Origin of the sequence: Aeromonas sp. MR19, from assembly GCF_963899305.1 — a bacterium.
Classification (GTDB): Bacteria; Pseudomonadota; Gammaproteobacteria; order Enterobacterales; family Aeromonadaceae; genus Aeromonas; species Aeromonas bestiarum.
The window spans coordinates 1,270,864-1,288,208 of sequence record NZ_CAWQWZ010000011.1 but is presented as its reverse complement, the minus strand read 5'-3'; the positions used below and the strand labels follow the sequence as shown (position 1 = coordinate 1,288,208).

Here is a 17,345-nt window from a genome sequence, read left to right as displayed (position 1 = left end):
GGTGGCGGGCAGCGATCTGGCGGCCGATGGCGACAAGACCATCGATGCCAGCGTGACCAGCACCGACGCGGCGGGCAACAGCGCCACCGCGACCGACAGCGAAGGCTACGGGGTCGACACCCAGGCGACTGGTGCACCGGCCGTAGTCATAGTGGATGACACCAACAACGACCAGCTGCTGACCAAAGGAGAGATCGGCAATGATCAGATCCAGGTGCGGGCCGAGGTCAGCAATAGTGACCTGGTTGCAGGTGGCAAGGTCACCTTGGCCATCAACAACGGTGGCAGCGAAAGCACGGTCGAGCTGAAGCTGGTAAATGGTGTGCTGATGTTGGCAAGCGGGCAGCCGGCAAACGGCTTTGTTTACAACAATGGCACTATCAGCTGGACGGAGACCACACCACCCAACGGGAAGTCGTTGACTGTGACGGCGACCCAGACTGACAAGGCGGGTAATGCCTCCTTGCCGGGCAGCGACATGGCAACCATTTTGAATGAAGCTCCAGAGACGGCGGACAAGCAAGCCAGTGGTCTGGAGGATGCAGCCAGCATCGCCATACCTGCGCTCTCTGGCAGTGATATCGATGGTTCTGTCGTGAGCTTTACCATCAAGAGCTTGCCGGCCAATGGTGTCTTGCTGCTTGATGGCGTGCCAGTGACGGAGAATCAGAGTGTTCAGGCTGTGGATGCTGGCAAACTGACCTTTGTACCGAGTGCCGACTGGAATGGTGACACCAGCTTCAGTTATGTGGCAGTGGACAATGAAGGGTCGGCCGACGCAACTCCTGCTACCGTGACCATCAAGGTGGAGGCGGTGAACGATCTCCCGACAGTGAGCATCTCCAATGGCGCAACAGTTTCCGAAGAGGGCTTGCCCAACGGCATCGCCGATAACAGTGGCAACCCGGATACCACGGATGCCAAGAGCATGTCCGGCACTATCTCCATCGGTGATGTGGACAGCAGCAGCCTGGCTGTTTCACTGGGTGGACCGGCGGGGCTGACCTCCGGTGGTGCCGAGGTGAAGTGGAGCTGGGATGCGGGCAGCAAGGCGCTGGTTGGCTATACCGGCACCCTGGGTAGCGATGGCTACAAGGCGGTGGGCGAGGTCAAGCTGACCGCCCCGAACGTCAGCGGCAAGGGCGATTGGGCTTATGATCTGACCCTCAAGGCGCCGCTTGACCACCCGGTCAAGGGCCAGGAGGATTCCCTGTCGTTCCAGCTGGACGTCAAGGTCTCCGATGGCAATGGCACGACCACAGGCAAGCTGAATGTGACCGTCGAGGATGATGCGCCGATCGCTGGCGATGCCGCGGCCGTGTCCGTCATCAAGACCAACATCCCGGATACCCTGACCGGTCTGTTTGATCTGACCAAGTACAGTGGCAGCAATCAGACGACCCTGAACGTGTCAGGCTTCAGCATCACGGCGCTGGGCTTTGCCTCGTCAACCAGCTCGGCGTTGGTCACGGCCAACGTCAATGGCTCCAGCTCCGGGCTGGGGGTCTCCAGCGTGGGTTCGCCCAATCACAACCTCGCCAACGAAGTTGATTTCCGCCACTTCGCAAATGGCACCTCGGCTTCCGAACAGCTTACTATCAAGCTGGATGCGGGCAAGGTGGCCTATGGCGCCAACATCAAGTTCAGCCAGATGTTCGGTGGCGAGCTGGAGAGCGGCGTGGTCGAGTTTTATCGCGGTGGCGTGTTGATCGGTACCCAGACCTTCAGCTCCAATGCTGCGGGTGGCGACTATGCGGGCAATTTCCAGGTGCAGCAGGGTGGCTTCGATACCATGGTCATCAAGGCCACCAACAATGGTAACGGTCTGTACGCCGACAACAGCGACTTTACCGTGAAGAGCATAGAGTTCCTCGGTGCCACCACGGCGCCGGCCATCGCTTACGGTTCCGGCACTGTCACACCGCAGTGGGGGGCAGATGGCAAGGGTTATATGCAGCTGCTCGGCTCCAACGAGACCGGGTTGACCACTGCCACCGGCAAGCTGATTACCACTACCATGGAATCGGCCAATACCCTGATAGGTAAGGCCAGCGATGGCACCCTGGTGTTCCGTCTGGAATTTACCCCGGCCACCGGCAAGTGGGAGTTCTTCCAGTATCAGAACATGTCCAAGCCGCTGGGGGACGGCGACATCGACTTCCAGATCAAGGTAGTGGATGCGGATGGCGATTCCAGCCTGGGCTCTTTCGCGACCAAGCCGCTGTTCACTCCGATCGTGCAGTCGGTGTCCAGTGAGAGTGCAGTGGAAGGCGGCAATCTGCTGCATAGTGTGGTGCTGTCCGACACGACTCAGGAGGCGACCCAGTATGACTTCGCCATCGGGGGCAGCGGTACCAACCCGGCTTCCAGCCTTGATTGGGGCACAGCCCAGTTCAGCAATGGGGTGACCTACAACAGTGCCACCGGCAAGATCACCGTGCCGGCCGGGGTATCCGGCTTTACCGTGACCATACCGACCGTGAACGATCGACTGGTCGAGGCGAACGAGACCCTGACGGTGACAGTGGGTGGCCAGAACGGCACCGGTACCATCGTTGACAACGACCGTGCGCCCGTGACTACGGGTGGACACGGTGTGGGGACGGAAGACACGCCGCTGGTACTGAAATGGTCCCAGTTTGGTGCCAGCGATGATCAGGCTGCGTCTGATCTGAGCGTGCAGATCAATACCCTGCCGCAAAATGGCAAGCTGGAGTATCTCAATGCGGCCGGTCAGTGGATTGCCGTGAAGGCGGGGGATCTCATCTCCTACGCCGATATCGACAGTGGCCATCTGCGTTTCGTGCCCGGTCTCAATGAATCCAGCACCAGTGCCGTCAATGGCAACGGTGCGACGACGGGCAACCTGCAAGGAGACTACGCCAGCCTGGGTTACCAGATCAGCGACGGTGCCAACCTGAGCAACTCCGGCAAGCTGGTGATCGACATAGCTGCCGTGGCTGACAAGCCGGTGGTGGATATCAGCCTGACCGGCAATGGCGTGCCGCTCTATACCCAATACCCATCGTCCGGTATCTCGACCGGTGCGTTCCAAAGCGGTAGCTTCAACAAGGGCAGCTTCGGCATCACCAACAGCCTGACCGACAGCACCACCAGCCAGGATCAGGTGGTGGGCGGCAATGGCAACGACTACATCGTCAGCGTGAAGGGCGGCGGCGACTACTTCGTCGGCGGCCTGGGCAATGACGTGCTGGTCGGTGGCAATTCTGTCTCGGGCGATACGCTCGATGGCGGCGTGGGTAACGACATTCTGGTGGCCGGGCTGGGTGGTGACACCCTGTTTGGCGGGGCCGGTACAGACCTGGCCGTACTGATGGGCTCGCGCGCCAACTATGTCATCGAGCGCAGGAGTGATGGCGGCTTCAACTTCCTGGTGAAGGAGAACGGCGCCACCATCAGCAAGTCGCTCTATGACATCGAGCTGGTTCAGTTTGATGACGGTATCTACCAGTTCAATCAGACCGATGGCACCCTGACGGCGGTACAGCCCAGCGTGGTGGATTATCCCCTCGAGATCAGTGCTTCCCTGACCGATCGTGATGGCAGTGAACAGCTCGACAGCCTGGTGCTGAGCGGCATGCCGAATGGTGCGACCCTGTATCAGGGCGGCACTGCGCTGGGCACAGTCGGTGCGGATGGCAAGCTGACGCTCACCGGCCTCTGGAACCAGAGCGCGCTGGACGTCAAGCTGAGCGGCCTGACCCTGCGGGTGCCGGGCAGCAATGCGGGCCAGTTTGACCTCAAGGTAGAGGCCATCGCCAAGGAGGTGGTGACCGACCAGACCAGCAGCGCATCGGATCAGGATTCGATCCGCATGAGCTACTTCCTCTCCACCGAAGGGGAGCCGGGCGATCAAAACCGTGTCTATGGCAGCGAGCACAATATCGTGGTCGGCGATCTGGACGGCAGTGTGGTGCTGCCGGGCCAGAACTACAACATCGCCTTTATGGTCGACAGCTCGGGCAGTATCGGCTCTAGCGCCATGGCAACCATGAAAACCCAGTTGAGCCAGGTGTTTGCAACTCTCAAGACCAGTGCAGGTACTGAGGGTGCGGGCAAGGTCAATATCTTCCTGGTGGACTTTGACTCCCAAGCCAACAAGTCCATCAGTGTGGATTTGAAGGATCCCAATGCCTTGACCAAGTTGCAGGCCATCATCGACAGCATGGATGGCAGTTATTGGAATGGTGGTGCGACCAACTATGAGGATGCCCTCAAAACCACCTCCAACTGGTTCAACAGCGACACGGCCAAGAGCAACACCAATGCGAAGAACTTGACCTATTTCATTACAGATGGGGCACCAAACACCTATTACGACTATGAAGATACCAACCCTGTTGTGAACGCGAAGACCAACGAGCGTCTCGATGCGTTCGTCAACGTCAACAACTACGTTCCGGGAGAGGCCTTCTACGCCAACATTGGTGGTACCAACAGGGTGCTGATCGATGCCAACGGTAGGGTTCAGCAGTGGTCACAGAATAGCAATAACAACAAGTGGAGCTCGACATCCATCGGTACTTTGAAGGCGCAAGGGGATGGTACCTTCGAGATCTCTACCTCCTATGACGATAATTATTGGGCGTTGCAAAATGCTCTGGCGGTGTTGCCACTCCTGCTTGCCAATAATGTCACGCTGCAGGCCATAGGGATTGGTAGTAACGTCTCAATCGATACCCTTAAGCTGTTTGACAGCGACCAGGTAGTGCAGTCCAACGTGTCTGCCAACGACCTGGCCAATGCCATCCTGGGAACCTCGGTCAACAATCTGCCGGGCAGCGACCGGATCGATGGCGGTGCCGGTGACGACATCCTGTTCGGTGATGCGGTGCACTTTGCCGACATCAACGGGGAAGGCTATGCGGCCATCAAGCAGTATGTGGCTGGTAAGCTGAGTGCCGGTTCGGTGACCGATGCCCAGGTCCATGACTACATCACGGACCATGCCGCCGACTTCGATCAGTCCTCCGCCAACGACAAGGCGGATGTGCTGATCGGTGGGGATGGCAATGACATTCTGTTCGGTCAGGGTGGCGATGACTTCCTGTTCGGCGGGGCTGGCAATGACATACTGTTCGGTGGCAGCGGCAACGACACCCTCTATGGGGAGAGCGGTAACGATACCCTGTATGGTGGCAGTGGCAACGATACCCTGTATGGCGGTGCCGGCAACGACACCCTGAGTGGCGGTCTGGGCAACGACATCCTGGTCGGTGGTCTGGGCAACGACATCCTCAAGGGGGATGCAGGGGCCGATACCTTCACCTGGCTGCAGGGGGATACAGCTACGGGCAGCGTCGCCAAGGATTACGTGGTCGACTTCTCCAAGGCTGAGGGTGACAAGCTGGATCTGAGCGATCTGCTGGATCACGATGGTTCTCGCAACCAGACCGATCTGAAGAGCCTGCTCTCCGTGTTCCAGGACAGCGAGGGTGTGCATCTGCAGGTCAAGGAGACCAGCACGGCCCCTGTGACTCAGGAGATAGTGCTGATGAACCACACGTTCGACAGCCTCACCGGCAGCGCGGCGTCCACCTCTTCCCAGGTGATCGACTACATGCTGAGCAACAATCTGCTGGATATCGACAAGTAATCCCGTCAGGGCAGCACAACAAGCGGCAGAGCAATCTGCCGCTTTTTTTATGCCTGGTTATCGGGGGGAGCCACGCTGATGGCGGGGCTTTTGCGACGGATATCAAAGATGTGCCCCACACAGGCTGCCTTCGGCTCGATCGAGCGGCCACTTTGCTATTGATAAGTGTGAAGAGAGTCCGGCCTTGAGCCGAATCTCGCTTTTTTTCATCAAGTTCCGTCATCATCTTGCCGACATAGGATAAGAATACGGGTCGTGTTGGGATTCTGACCCTTCTATACTATGGCGAGACTCGGGAAACGGACGTAAGGGCTTTATATGGCGAGCATATTGGATTCAGTGGATCAACGTACCCAGCTGGTAGGGGAGAACCGTCTGGAGTTGTTGATGTTCCGTTTGGGATCCCGACAGCTGTTTGCTATCAACGTGTTCAAGGTGCGGGAAGTGGTCAAGCTGCCCCATCTCAACAAGATGCCGGGGGCGCACCACAACATCAGCGGGGTGGCCAACATCCGTGGCACCTCGATCCCGGTGATCAATCTGCGCAGCGCCATCGGCATGCGTGCCATGCCCATCGACAGCGAGTCCAACCTCATCATCACAGAGTACAACCGCACCATTCAGGGCTTCCTGGTGGGGCAGGTGGCCCATATCGTCAACATGACCTGGAAGGACATACTGCCGCCGCCACGCTCCGCCGGGCGGGCCAACTATCTGACCGCCATCACCCGCATTCCCGAGGACGGCGTCGACCAGATCGTCGAGATCATCGACGTGGAGAAGGTGCTGGCCGAGATCATCACCTACGACATCCGCATCTCGGAAGAGGTACTGGATCGGGAGATACTGCCCGAGATGCATGGCCGCAAGGTGCTCATCGTCGATGACTCCAGCACGGCTCGCAATCTGGTGCGGGAAACCCTGGGTCAGCTGGGTCTGGAGGTGATCGAATGCCAGGATGGCCTGCAGGCGCTCAATCTGCTCAAGGGGTGGTGCGATGCGGGCAAGAAGGTGACCGACGAGATCCTGCTGATGATCACGGATGCGGAGATGCCGGAGATGGACGGTTACCGGCTGACCCACGAGATCCGCAGCGATGCCCGCATGTCCGATCTCTTCATCACCCTCAATACCTCCCTGAGTGGCAACTTCAACGAGGCCATGGTCAAGAAGGTGGGGTGTGACCGCTTCATCTCCAAATTCCAGCCAGACCTGCTGGTCGGGGTGGCCCAGGAGCGGTTGCGTCAGATACTGGAACGCTGATGCTCATGCAAACAAAGATCCCGCCGAGGCGGGATCTTTGTTTTGGGCCGACAGTGCCCTTTTCTGCGTATGGCTATTGGGGTGTCATTGGGTCAGCAGGGGCTCGATAAAGCTGGCGACCCGGTCGCGGATCTGCGGCTGGGCCGCGGCCGTGGGGTGGATACCATCGTTCATCATGAGTTCAGGGCGCAGCGCAATATCATCCATGAAGAAGGGCATCAGCGGCAGCTGGTTGGCGGCCGCCAGCTCGGGGAAGATCTGCTCGAACTGGCGCAGGTAGCGGGCCCCGTAATTGCGGGGCAGCTGGATCTGGGTCAGCACGGTTTTCACCTGCTGCGCCTTGGTCAAGGCCACCATCTTGGTCAGATTGTCACGGGTGATGGCGGGTGCGAACCCGCGCAGCCCGTCGTTGCCACCCAGTTCGATCAGCACCCAGTCCGGTTGATGCTCCTTGAGCAGGGCAGGCAGGCGGGCCAGGGCTCCCTGCGTGGTCTCACCGCTGATGCTGGCGTTGACCAGCTGATGCTCGCCGCCCTGCTGCTGCCATTTCTGATTGAGCAGGGCAGGCCAGCTCTGCTCCGCCGGCATCTGATAGCCAGCGCTCAGGCTGTCGCCCAGCACCAGCAGGGTCTGGGCCTGCACCGATGAAACCAGGCAACACAAGGCGAACAGGAAACGTGTCATGCATTCAACTCCCATCATTCATTGTCATCAAGGATCCGGGCAAAGGGGATACGTGTGATGATGCCAACACCCGGCATGCATTGTCATTCAATGCCGGGGTGAGCAGGATAGACATCACGGGTTCACTCCCCACTTTTTGGCCCGGGCAAACAGGAAACGCATCATGAGTTCAACTCCCATCATTGTCGTCAAGGGTCTGGGCAAAACCGTTCGCCTGGGCCAGGAAAGCCTCACCATCCTTGAAGGGATCGACCTGCAAGTCAATACCGGCGAGACCCTGGCGCTGGTCGGTGCCTCCGGCTCCGGCAAATCCACCCTGCTGGGGCTGCTGGCAGGGCTGGATCTGCCGAGCCAGGGGGATATAGAGATCCTCGGTCAGTCGCTGGTGCAGCTGGACGAGGAGGGGCGCGCCCGCCTGCGTGCCGAGCAGGTGGGCTTCATCTTCCAGTCCTTCCTGCTGCTGCCCACCCTGAGCGCACTGGAGAACGTCATGCTGCCCGCCGAGCTGCGTGGCGAGACCCGTTGCGAGCCGAGGGCGCGCGAGTTGCTGGCGGCTGTGGGGCTCAGCGAGCGGCTGCACCATCTGCCGCCGCGCCTCTCCGGCGGCGAGCAGCAGCGGGTCGCCATCGCCCGCGCCTTCATGACAAGGCCCAGCCTGCTGCTGGCCGATGAGCCGACCGGCAACCTGGACAGCAAGACGGGGGAGACGGTGATCGAGCTCTTGTTCCAGCTCAATCGCGAGCACGGCACCACGCTCGTGGTGGTCACCCATGACCACGAGCTGGCCCAGCGTTGCCAGCGGCAACTGGTGATGGCGGCGGGGCGACTGGAGGCGGATGCGCCAGTATCCGGTGCGGCCTCCCGAGTCAGGGAGCTGCTATGAGTCGGTGGCGATTGGGTGTGAAGCTGCTGCGGCGGGAAGGCTTCAGCGGCGAGCTGCGCTGGTTCGTGCTGGCGCTGGCATTGAGTGTGGCCTGCGTGCTGAGCGTGGCCCTGGTGGCGGACCGGCTGGATGCGGGCCTCAAGGCCTCGGGGCGTGACTTTATCGGCGCCGATCGGGCGTTGCGTTCCGCCACGCCGGCCCCGGCTGCCTGGCTCAAGCAGGCGGAAAAAGCGGGCCTGTCGGTGCAGACCACGGTCAGCTTCAACAGCATGCTGTTTCATGGCGATGCGTTGCAACTGGCCTCCATCCGGGCCGTGCCGAGCGATTTCCCCTTCTACGGCAAGCTGGAACTTAGCCCCCAGCGCGCGCCGGCGCCCGGCGAGATCTGGCTCTCGGCCCGGGTGATGCAGCTGCTGGAGGCGAAAATTGGCGATGAGCTGGAGGTGGGCAACACCCTCCTCAAGGTGGCGGGTGAACTGGGGCAGGAGCCGGATCAGGGCTTCAGCCCCTTCCTGCTGGCGCCCAGGGCCCTGATCCACAGCGCCGACATAGAGGCGACCGGTGCCCTGCTGCCGGGCAGTCGCCAGCAGTGGCGCTACCTGTTCAAGGGGGCACGCGAGGACGTTGCCGGCTATGAGCGCTGGCTCAGGCCCAAGCTCAAAGCGGGGCAGAAACTGATCAAGCCGGACGATCAGGGCTCCCAGGTGGGGCGTTCGCTGGCCAATGCCGAGCGCTTCTTCCGGCTCGCCTCCCTGGCCGGGGTGCTGCTGGGGGCGCTGGCCATGGGCATAGCGGTGCGCCACTTCGCCGAGCGCCAGACCAACATGGTGGCCCTGCTCAAGACGCTGGGGGCCTCCCGTCGCACGCTCTGGCAACTGATGGGCACCCTGCTGTTCTCCCTGACGTTGGCGGGGGCGCTCATCGGTCTGGTGGCGGGCAGCGCCATGCAGTGGCTGACCCTGCATCTGCTGGGCAACCTGCTGCCGGCGGATCTGCCACCGCCGTCGTGGCGACCCTTTGCTCTCGGTCTGGCGGTCGCCTTCTTCATCACCCTGCTGCTGGCCTTCGTGCCCTTCCTGCGGCTGCTCAAGGTGCCACCGCTGCGGGTGCTGCGCCGCGAGCTGGAGGCGGGCATTCCCCCCTGGCTGGCGCTGCCGGTCGCCCTGCTCGGCCTGTTTGGTCTGGTGTGGGGTTTTACCGCCGATGTGACCCTGGCGTTGGGGCTGATCGGCGGCATGGGCCTGCTGATGGGTCTGCTGGCCCTGATCGCCTCCCTGCTGCTGCGGTTCGGTCGCCGGGTCAAGGGCCCCCATGCGCTGCGTCTGGCCATCAGTCACCTCTCCCGCGAGCGCGGCAGTGGCCTGTTCCAGCTGGCGGGCTTTGCGCTGGCGCTCATGCTGTTCGGTCTGCTGTGGGCGGTGCGGGTCGATCTGCTCGATGACTTCTCCGCCCGCCTGCCGGCGGATGCCCCCAACCGCTTCCTGGTCAACATAGCCGACCATGAGCGGGAGGGGATCCTGGCCGACCTGCACAATGCCGGCGCCCTGACCTCGGATTTCTATCCCATGGTGCGGGGCCGGCTGGTCAGCATCGCCAGCGAGGCGGTGCGAGATAGCGACGAGGATGGCCGTGAAGGGGTGAACCGCGAGCTCAACTTCACCACCACCACCGGCCTGCCGCCGGACAATACCCTGACCGCGGGGCGCTGGCTGGATGGCCCCGGGCAGGTGTCGGTGGACAAGGATCTGGCCAAGCGGCTCGACATAGCGCTCGGCGACACCCTGGGCTTCACCATAGAGGGGCGCAGCTTCAAGGCGCAGGTGACCAGCCTGCGGGCCATCAAGTGGGACAACATGCGGCCCAACTTCTACATGATCTTCTCGCCGGACGTGCTGGCCCCCTTCTCCCAGACCTGGCTCGGCAGCTATCGGCTGCCGGAGCAGGGGCGGGTGGCGGAGGTGGAGCTGATCCGCAGACACCCCACGGTGAGTCTCATCGATGTGGACGATCTGATAGTGCGGTTGACGGCCGTATCTGAGCAGGTGAGCCGGGCGCTGGGGCTGATGCTGGGGCTGGTGACTGTGGCGGCGCTGCTGGTGCTGCTGACCCAGACCCAGGCCAGCATGGCCCACCGCCGTCGCGAGCTGTTGCTGATGCGCACCCTGGGGGCCAGCAGCGAGCTGCTCAAGAAGATGCTGCGCTGGGAGCTGGTCGCCAGCGGTCTGCTGGCGGGGCTGTGCGCCGCCATTGTGGTCGAGCTCTGCTCTTTCGGTCTGCAATGGTGGTGGTTCGAGGGGCAGTGGCAGTTCCACTGGGCCATCTGGGCCGGCCTGCCCTTGCTGGGCGCCCTGCTGGTGACGCTGGCGGGGCAGGGCATGCAGCGCCAGTTGCTGGCGGGCACCTTGAGCGATCGGCTGCGTGGTCTGGGTCAGGGCCTGCTGTAATCACCACATCCTGCGCGGATGCCGCGAGGTGCAATAACGGATCAGCCCGGCCAATGGCCGGGCTGATTGCTATCCGGTTGCCTGACTAGCGGGGAGTGCTCAACAGATTGGCGAGGGCCTGGGGCAGCTCCGGGTAGGTGAAGTGAAAGCCGGCCTCTTGCAGGCGGGCGGGCAGCACCTTCTGGCCGGTGAGCAGCAGGTCGGCCGCCTCGCCCATCAGCAGTTGCAACAGGGGGGCCGGCACCAAGAAGATGTGTGGTCGATGCAGGGCGCTGGCCAGGCTCTGGCTGAACTCGCGATTGCTGACCGGCTGTGGCGCCGTGCCGTTGAAGATGCCGTCGCACTCCTCATGCTCCAGCAGGAACAGCATGGCGCGCACCAGATCCTGAATGTGGATCCAGCTCATGATCTGCTGGCCCGATCCCATGGGGCCGCCGAGACCGAGGCGATAGGGGGTCAGCATCCTGGGCAGGGCGCCGCCATCGGTGCCGAGCACCAGCCCGATGCGCACTATGCAGACCCGGGTGCGGTTGCTGCGGGCCTCGCGGGCCAGGGTTTCCCACTGCTGGCAGAGTTGGTGGGTGAATTCGTCGTGGGGCGTCCGGCACTGTTCGTCCAGCGCCACATTCCCCTGCCTGCCATACCAGCCGATGGCGGAGGCATTGATCAGCACCCTGGGCGGCGTGCTGGAGAGCTTGATGAGATCGACCAGCTGTTCGGTCAGCAGCCAGCGGCTGTCACACAGCAGCTGCTTGCGTTGTTCGCTCCAGCGTCCGGCGGCGATGGGCTCTCCCGCCAGGTTGATGACGGCATCCACGTCGTTGAGGTCGTCGAGCCGATCCAGATTGTCGAGCAGTTTGACATCGTGGCCGAGCAGTTCATAGGCGCGGCTGCCCTGACGGGTCAGTACCACCACCTCGTGGTTGACCTTGAGATGGGCCACCAGACGGCGGCCGATAAAACCGGTTCCTCCCGTGATCAGTATTTTCATGTCCAGACTCCCTGACGCTGTTGGCTCTACTCTAGTGGGCTGGCGCAAGATGAACAAGCAACTGTTTTTGCAAAGATTATAATCTTCACTGCGCAGAGGGGAGCCAGGCTTGGACCCTGTCAGGGGAGGCAAGGCTGTCAGGCCCCAGAGCCGTTGAAGATGTGGCTGCAAGCCCTGTTTCGACGAGGTTTGGTGCCAATCAGGCCAAACTTTCTTGCTGTTGTTTGTATCAGAATGACTTGTCAGGGGGGCGGAGAGTAGTAGACTTGCCCGCTTTTTCGCCGTTGCCGTGAGGATGACCATGCCATTTCGTCGTTTAAGGTTACGCCAGTTTTACACCCGGCTGGGGGCCTCCCTGCTGGCGAGTCTGCTCCCCGTGCTGCTGGGGGTGCTGATCATCTCATGGCAGACCTTCTCTGGCATGAAGCAGGATGCCGAGGATCGGCTGCTGCATGCCAGACGCATGTTTGACCGTACTCTGGACAATGCCCATCGAGCTGCGTCCATGGTGCAGGGCGGTGTGGGGCGACCTTGCGCCGAGGTGGTACAGGGGCTGCGGGATCAGGTGGCGACTGTGCCGGATGTGCGCACCGTCAACCTGGCCAGGGGAGAGACCATCTATTGCTCCTCCCTCTATGGCGCCTATAGTGGCCCCTTTGCGCTGGCCGACTATGCCGGTGGTCAGCTCGACCTGATGCGGGGCAACCCGGTGACGCCGGATCGGCCGCTGGTTGTCTATCGGCAGGCGGTGGGGGATTACAGCGTGCTGGTCGGGGTGGATGGCTACTATCTGCACAATATTCTCGACATGCTGAGCCGCAATTCGCCGCTGGCGCTGGTGGTGGGGTCGCAGGCCATGCTGGCCAGCGGCATGGTCAGCGAGGAGATCCCGCCCAAAACGCGCGGCTATCTGGAACAGGTATCGGAGAAGTATCAATACCGGGTGGTCACTGACCTGTCTCACGATGAGTACGGCAGCCACATCTGGCACTACTCCAAGGCCAGCATCATCATCTATCCCCTGTTGGGCATACTGGTGGGATTTGGCGTGTTCTGGCTGACCGGCCGCTCGACGTCCCCCTCGCAAGAGCTGCGGCGGGCGCTGGATCAGCGGGAGTTCATCCCCTATCTGCAGCCCGTGGTGACCGGCGATGACGCGCACTGGTGCGGCTGCGAGGTGCTGATGCGCTGGCAGCATCCCCGTCAGGGACTGATCTCGCCGGATCGCTTCATTCCGCTGGCGGAAGACAGCGGCCTGATAGTGCCCATGACCCGGCTGCTGATGGAGCAGGTGCGTGATCAGTTTGCCGGCGCTGTGCATACCCTGCCCAGGGGATTCCACTTTGGCTTCAACATCAGCGCCAGCCACTGCAAGGATCTGAGCCTGGTGGCGGATTGCCGCGACTTCATCAACGCCTTCAGGGAGAACCCCATCAAGCTGGTGCTGGAGCTGACCGAGCGGGAGCTGATAGTGGCGGACGAGGTGACGGACCGGCTCTTCGCCGAGCTGCACCAGCTGGGGGTTTTCATCGCCATCGATGACTTTGGTACCGGCCACTCCAGCCTCACCTATCTGCAGCAGTTCCAGGTCGACTTTCTCAAGATCGATCAGAGTTTCGTCGGCATGATAGGCTCGGATGCGCTCTCCAGCCACATAGTGGAGAACGTCATCGACCTGGCGACCCGGCTCGGTCTGCTGCTGGTCGCCGAGGGGGTGGAGAACGAGGTGCAGGCCGCTTACCTGAGAGCGCGTCAGGTGACCTTCCTGCAGGGCTATCTCTATGGCCGCCCCATGCCGATGAAGGAATTCGCCAGCGCGCTGAGCGCCTGAGTTGTCCGGCTCCGCAGAGGGCGGGACATAAAAAAACCAGCGACCGAGGTCGCTGGTTTTTTCATGCCGTGGCTCGTCAGAGCATGCGGGCGAGGGCGCGGGTCAGGCGCTTGACCCCCTCCTCTATGGTGGCCTCGTCCACGCAGGAGAAGCTCAGCCGCAGGGTATTCTGGATCTCGGGGCGCACATAGAAGGGCGCGCCGGGCACGAAGGCCACCTTCTCCTTGATCGCCTCGTCGAACAGCGCCATGGCGCTGACGGTCGAAGGCAGGGTCAGCCAGAGGAACATGCCCCCTTCCGGCCGGGTGTAGCTCACGCCGGGCGGGCAGTGACGGGCCAGGGCGGCCTCCATGGCGGCACGCTGGCGGCCATAGACCTCCTTGATCTTCTCCAGATGGGCATCCAGCGAGTTGTCGATCAGGAAGCGGTGCAGCACCTGCTGGCTGAAGGCGTTGCTGTGCAGGTCGGTGGCCTGCTTGGCGATGGTGACCTTCTTGCGCAGCCAGTCCGGCACCAGCATCCAGCCGAGGCGGAAGGCGGGCACCACCGTCTTGGAGAAGGAGCCGAGCAGTACTGTATTGTTCGGCGCCAGCTTGGCGATGGGGGGCAGGTGTTCGCCCTCGAAGCGCAGCTCGCCATAGGGATCGTCTTCCACCATCAGCAGCTCGTGGCTGACCAGTCGCTCGGCCAGCGCCTCGCGGTTGGCACGGCTGTAGGAGACGCCGCTCGGGTTCTGGAAGTTGGGCACGCCGTACAGCAGCTTGGCGTTGGAGCCGCTGGCCAGCAGCGCATCCAGCGCCGCCAGATCCAGTCCCTCTTCACCGAGGGTGATAGGCTTGAAGGCGGGCTGATAGACGGAGAAGGCCTGGATGGCGCCGAGGTAACCCGGCTCTTCGATGATGAGATCCTGACCCTCGTCGATCAGCACCTTGCCCAGCAGATCCAGCGCCTGCTGGGAGCCGCTGGTAATGAGGATGTTGTCCGGGTTGACGCGCATGCCGTGGCGGGCCAGATAGCGGTCGGCTATGTACTGGCGCAGGGGGGCGAAGCCCTCGGTGGCGGCATACTGCAGGGCGGCGGCCCCTTGTTCGCGCAGCACGTCTTGGCAGGCCTGGTCGATGGCCTTGACCGGGAACAGGTGCGGATTGGGCAGACCACCGGCAAAGGAGATGATCTCCGGATTGGCGGCGACCTTGAGGATCTCGCGGATAAAGGAAGGCTCTACCTTCTCGAAGCGCTGGGCAAAAAACGGCTGCATAGGACTCTCTCTGGCATGGTGAGCGGTCGCTCCATTCGACCGCCAGGTTATCCGTTTGTATCAGATTTAAAAAATGAGGCAATGGCTGTAACAAAAATCGATAAAAAAGGGCAGGTTTGGCACCTGCCCGAATTTTATCGGCCGGGGGCGGCCGTGGAGCGCAAAAAGCCCTGAATTGGTCCCGGGCCAGCGCGCGCCATTGACGAGTCGCCGGCGTTACAGGCCCGGCTCCTTGAGGAAGCGGATCATCAGATCCGTGTTGGCGCTGAGCTGTTGCTCCACCCGGCCCGGGAACAGTTCGGCCATCTTGTCGAGGCGGTCGTACTGGGTATGCCAGATCTTGCCCCACTGGGTCTCGCTGTCCCGGTCGCAGGCGCTCTTGGTGGCGTCGTCGTAGCAGTCCCACAGCGCCGGATTGGTGGTCTGGGAGTAGCCGTCATAGCCATCCGCCCCGTTGATGGTGAAGTTGGTGGCCTCCACGTAGGCGATGGGCACCCCCAGGCAGGCAAAGGGCGCATGATCCGACCAGCTGCCTGTCTCCCCTTCCGGATAGCCGGCGTAGCTGGGGTGGATGGCAAACGGGGTGGCGGTCAGCTTGGAGACGGCCAGCAGGCGATCCCGCACCTTGGGGTCGAAGCTGTAGCGGCTCGGATCGGCGCAGTTGTACTCGGCCACGTCGGAGTGGGCCGAGTGGACGTAGACGATGTCGCCCCCGGCTATGGTGTCGTAGTTCACCATGGCCAGCAGGCGGGCAATGGCGGTGCTGTCCAGGCTGGCGGCATAGGCCTTGGAGCCGTTGAGGCCGTTCTCCTCCGCGCCGAAGAAGGCGAAGCGCACCGTGTAGGGCAGGGTCTGCCCCTTGAGCGCCTCGGCCACTGCCAGCAGGGCAGCGACGCCGGCACCGTTGTCGGTTGCCCCTTCAGAACCCTTCTTGTCGCCCGTGCTGTCGTAGTGGGCGCCGATCAGGATCACCTTGTCGCTCTGGCCCTTGAGCTCGGCGATGAGGTTCTGGGAGGTCTTGCTGGCCCCGCTCTTGGTGTAGGTTAACGGCTGGTTTTGCACCTCGTAGCCCCAGCCCGCCAGGTGATCCTGGATCCAGGCGGCGGCGCGGGTCTCGGCCTCTGAGCCAGTGGGTCTGGCCCCGATCCCTTCGGCGGTCGAGCTCAACTGCACCAGATACTCATAGGCCTGCTCGGCGGCGGTGGGGGCCTGCGAATCATTGGTGGAGGTGTTGCACCCTGCCAGCAGGGCTGTGATGGCAAACGCCAATGCTGTGTGTTTCATACTGCAATCCTTTGTTGTGTATGGTTTTATTTGCGCAGGCCAGCATGCGCCCGGCGCCCGGCAGATTCTGTGAACGGGGTGGCATTTGTCAATCCTTGTGGCGGAATTGGTCAGGGACGGGGGATTTGTTTCGCGAAACACTTGCGCCTTGGGCCTATCTTGGGATAATTCGCTACCCAGTTTCGCGCATTGATGAAATAACGCGCCATTCATCCACGAGATCCGTGACTCAGGGTGATGAAGCAACGAGCAATTCATTCATGTCGTCAGTGACTCTGGGTGATGAAATAACGAACAATTCATTCCTGTCGTCTGTGACCCAGACCGATGCAATAACGAGCAATTTGATTATGCCTGTGACCCAAGATGTATTTAACGAAGACGGCAAGTTCATGCGCAAGATCCGCAGCTTTGTCCGTCGCGAAGGCCGCCTGACCAAAGGGCAGGAGAAGGCTCTGGAAGAGCTCTGGCCGGTCATGGGTATCGATTTCGCGCCAGCGCCCCTCGATCTGGTCGCCCTGTTTGGCCGTGAGGCCCCTGTGGTGCTGGAAATAGGCTTCGGCATGGGCGCCTCCCTGGTGGAGATGGCCAAGAATGCCCCCGAGAAAAACTTCATCGGCATCGAGGTACACTCGCCGGGCGTGGGTGCCTGCCTCGGCACAGCCCAGGAAGCTGGCGTCACCAATCTCAAGGTCATCTGCCACGACGCGGTGGAAGTGCTGGAGCACATGATCCCGAACGGCTCGCTTGCCTGCCTGCAGCTGTTCTTCCCGGATCCCTGGCACAAGAGCCGTCACCACAAGCGCCGCATAGTGCAGCCGGCCTTTGCCCAGGATATCCGCCAGAAGCTGGCCATAGGTGGCGTGTTCCACATGGCCACCGACTGGGAAAACTATGCCGAACACATGCTGGAAGTGATGAGCATCGCCGAGGGTTACGAGAACACCTCCGCCACCGGCAACTGGGTGGCTCGTCCCGACTGGCGTCCGCTGACCAAATTCGAACAACGGGGCCATCGTCTGGGCCACGGGGTTTGGGATCTGATTTTCAAACGCGTTAACTAATTTAACGAGTCAACTAACCTAAGGAG

At 61.7% G+C, this 17,345-nt stretch carries 10 protein-coding genes; 6 read left to right on the top strand and 4 right to left on the bottom strand.

The window, feature by feature from the left end; all coding sequences use genetic code 11:
- Both AACQ95_RS11620 and AACQ95_RS11615 read left to right on the top strand, forming a co-directional pair.
- Positions 1 to 5,617, top strand: a 5,617-nt coding sequence (locus AACQ95_RS11620; protein WP_241278651.1) for a type I secretion C-terminal target domain-containing protein, incomplete at its 5' end; no start/stop codon positions are given.
- A gap of 318 nt (positions 5,618 to 5,935) precedes the next feature.
- Positions 5,936 to 6,880, top strand: a complete 945-nt coding sequence (locus AACQ95_RS11615; protein ID WP_042870959.1) for a chemotaxis protein CheV — start codon at positions 5,936 to 5,938, stop codon at positions 6,878 to 6,880.
- A gap of 84 nt (positions 6,881 to 6,964) precedes the next feature.
- Here AACQ95_RS11615 and AACQ95_RS11610 read toward each other — a convergent pair whose 3' ends face one another.
- Positions 6,965 to 7,564 carry an arylesterase gene (locus AACQ95_RS11610; RefSeq protein ID WP_043138031.1) on the bottom strand — a complete coding sequence of 200 codons (600 nt, stop codon included), beginning with the start codon at positions 7,562 to 7,564 and terminating at the stop codon, positions 6,965 to 6,967.
- Positions 7,565 to 7,727: 163 nt separating this feature from the next.
- On the opposite strand from AACQ95_RS11610, the gene AACQ95_RS11605 reads away from it, so the two are divergent.
- A complete protein-coding gene (locus AACQ95_RS11605; RefSeq protein WP_241278650.1) occupies positions 7,728 to 8,447 on the top strand; it encodes an ABC transporter ATP-binding protein in 720 nt (239 codons plus the stop codon).
- Positions 8,444 to 10,891, top strand: a complete 2,448-nt coding sequence (locus AACQ95_RS11600) for an ABC transporter permease (protein ID WP_241278649.1) — start codon at positions 8,444 to 8,446, stop codon at positions 10,889 to 10,891. Before AACQ95_RS11605 ends, AACQ95_RS11600 begins: the two co-directional genes overlap by 4 nt.
- An 85-nt stretch (positions 10,892 to 10,976) precedes the next feature.
- Here AACQ95_RS11600 and AACQ95_RS11595 read toward each other — a convergent pair whose 3' ends face one another.
- Positions 10,977 to 11,882, bottom strand: a complete 906-nt coding sequence (locus tag AACQ95_RS11595; protein ID WP_241278648.1) for a TIGR01777 family oxidoreductase — start codon at positions 11,880 to 11,882, stop codon at positions 10,977 to 10,979.
- 301 nt (positions 11,883 to 12,183) lie between these two features.
- On the opposite strand from AACQ95_RS11595, the gene AACQ95_RS11590 reads away from it, so the two are divergent.
- Positions 12,184 to 13,713, top strand: a complete 1,530-nt coding sequence (locus tag AACQ95_RS11590; RefSeq protein WP_241278647.1) for an EAL domain-containing protein — start codon at positions 12,184 to 12,186, stop codon at positions 13,711 to 13,713.
- Between the two features lie 76 nt (positions 13,714 to 13,789).
- Here the strand turns inward: AACQ95_RS11590 and AACQ95_RS11585 are convergent, their stop codons facing one another.
- Together AACQ95_RS11585 and AACQ95_RS11580 are read right to left on the bottom strand one after the other, a co-directional pair.
- Complete coding sequence (locus tag AACQ95_RS11585; protein ID WP_241278646.1) at positions 13,790 to 14,971, bottom strand: aminotransferase-like domain-containing protein; 1,182 nt, start codon at positions 14,969 to 14,971, stop codon at positions 13,790 to 13,792.
- Between the two features lie 216 nt (positions 14,972 to 15,187).
- Positions 15,188 to 16,255 (bottom strand): M28 family metallopeptidase, encoded by a 1,068-nt coding sequence (locus AACQ95_RS11580; protein WP_241278645.1) that lies wholly within the window; start codon positions 16,253 to 16,255, stop codon positions 15,188 to 15,190.
- 350 nt (positions 16,256 to 16,605) lie between these two features.
- Between AACQ95_RS11580 and trmB the strand changes: the two genes are divergently transcribed.
- Positions 16,606 to 17,319 carry a tRNA (guanosine(46)-N7)-methyltransferase TrmB gene (gene trmB, locus AACQ95_RS11575; RefSeq protein ID WP_098982542.1) on the top strand — a complete coding sequence of 238 codons (714 nt, stop codon included), beginning with the start codon at positions 16,606 to 16,608 and terminating at the stop codon, positions 17,317 to 17,319.
- Positions 17,320 to 17,345 lie beyond the last annotated feature (26 nt).

Bases quoted from the DNA above. Each gene is read 5' to 3' on its own strand.
- AACQ95_RS11605 (WP_241278650.1), top strand. From the start codon at position 7,728: ATGAGTTCAACTCCCATCATTGTCGTCAAGGGTCTGGGCAAAACCGTT.
- AACQ95_RS11600 (WP_241278649.1), top strand. From the start codon at position 8,444: ATGAGTCGGTGGCGATTGGGTGTGAAGCTGCTGCGGCGGGAAGGCTTC.
- AACQ95_RS11610 (WP_043138031.1), bottom strand. From the start codon at position 7,564: ATGACACGTTTCCTGTTCGCCTTGTGTTGCCTGGTTTCATCGGTGCAG.
- AACQ95_RS11585 (WP_241278646.1), bottom strand. From the start codon at position 14,971: ATGCAGCCGTTTTTTGCCCAGCGCTTCGAGAAGGTAGAGCCTTCCTTT.
- AACQ95_RS11615 (WP_042870959.1), top strand. From the start codon at position 5,936: ATGGCGAGCATATTGGATTCAGTGGATCAACGTACCCAGCTGGTAGGG.
- AACQ95_RS11595 (WP_241278648.1), bottom strand. From the start codon at position 11,882: ATGAAAATACTGATCACGGGAGGAACCGGTTTTATCGGCCGCCGTCTG.
- trmB (WP_098982542.1), top strand. From the start codon at position 16,606: ATGCCTGTGACCCAAGATGTATTTAACGAAGACGGCAAGTTCATGCGC.
- AACQ95_RS11590 (WP_241278647.1), top strand. From the start codon at position 12,184: ATGCCATTTCGTCGTTTAAGGTTACGCCAGTTTTACACCCGGCTGGGG.
- AACQ95_RS11580 (WP_241278645.1), bottom strand. From the start codon at position 16,255: ATGAAACACACAGCATTGGCGTTTGCCATCACAGCCCTGCTGGCAGGG.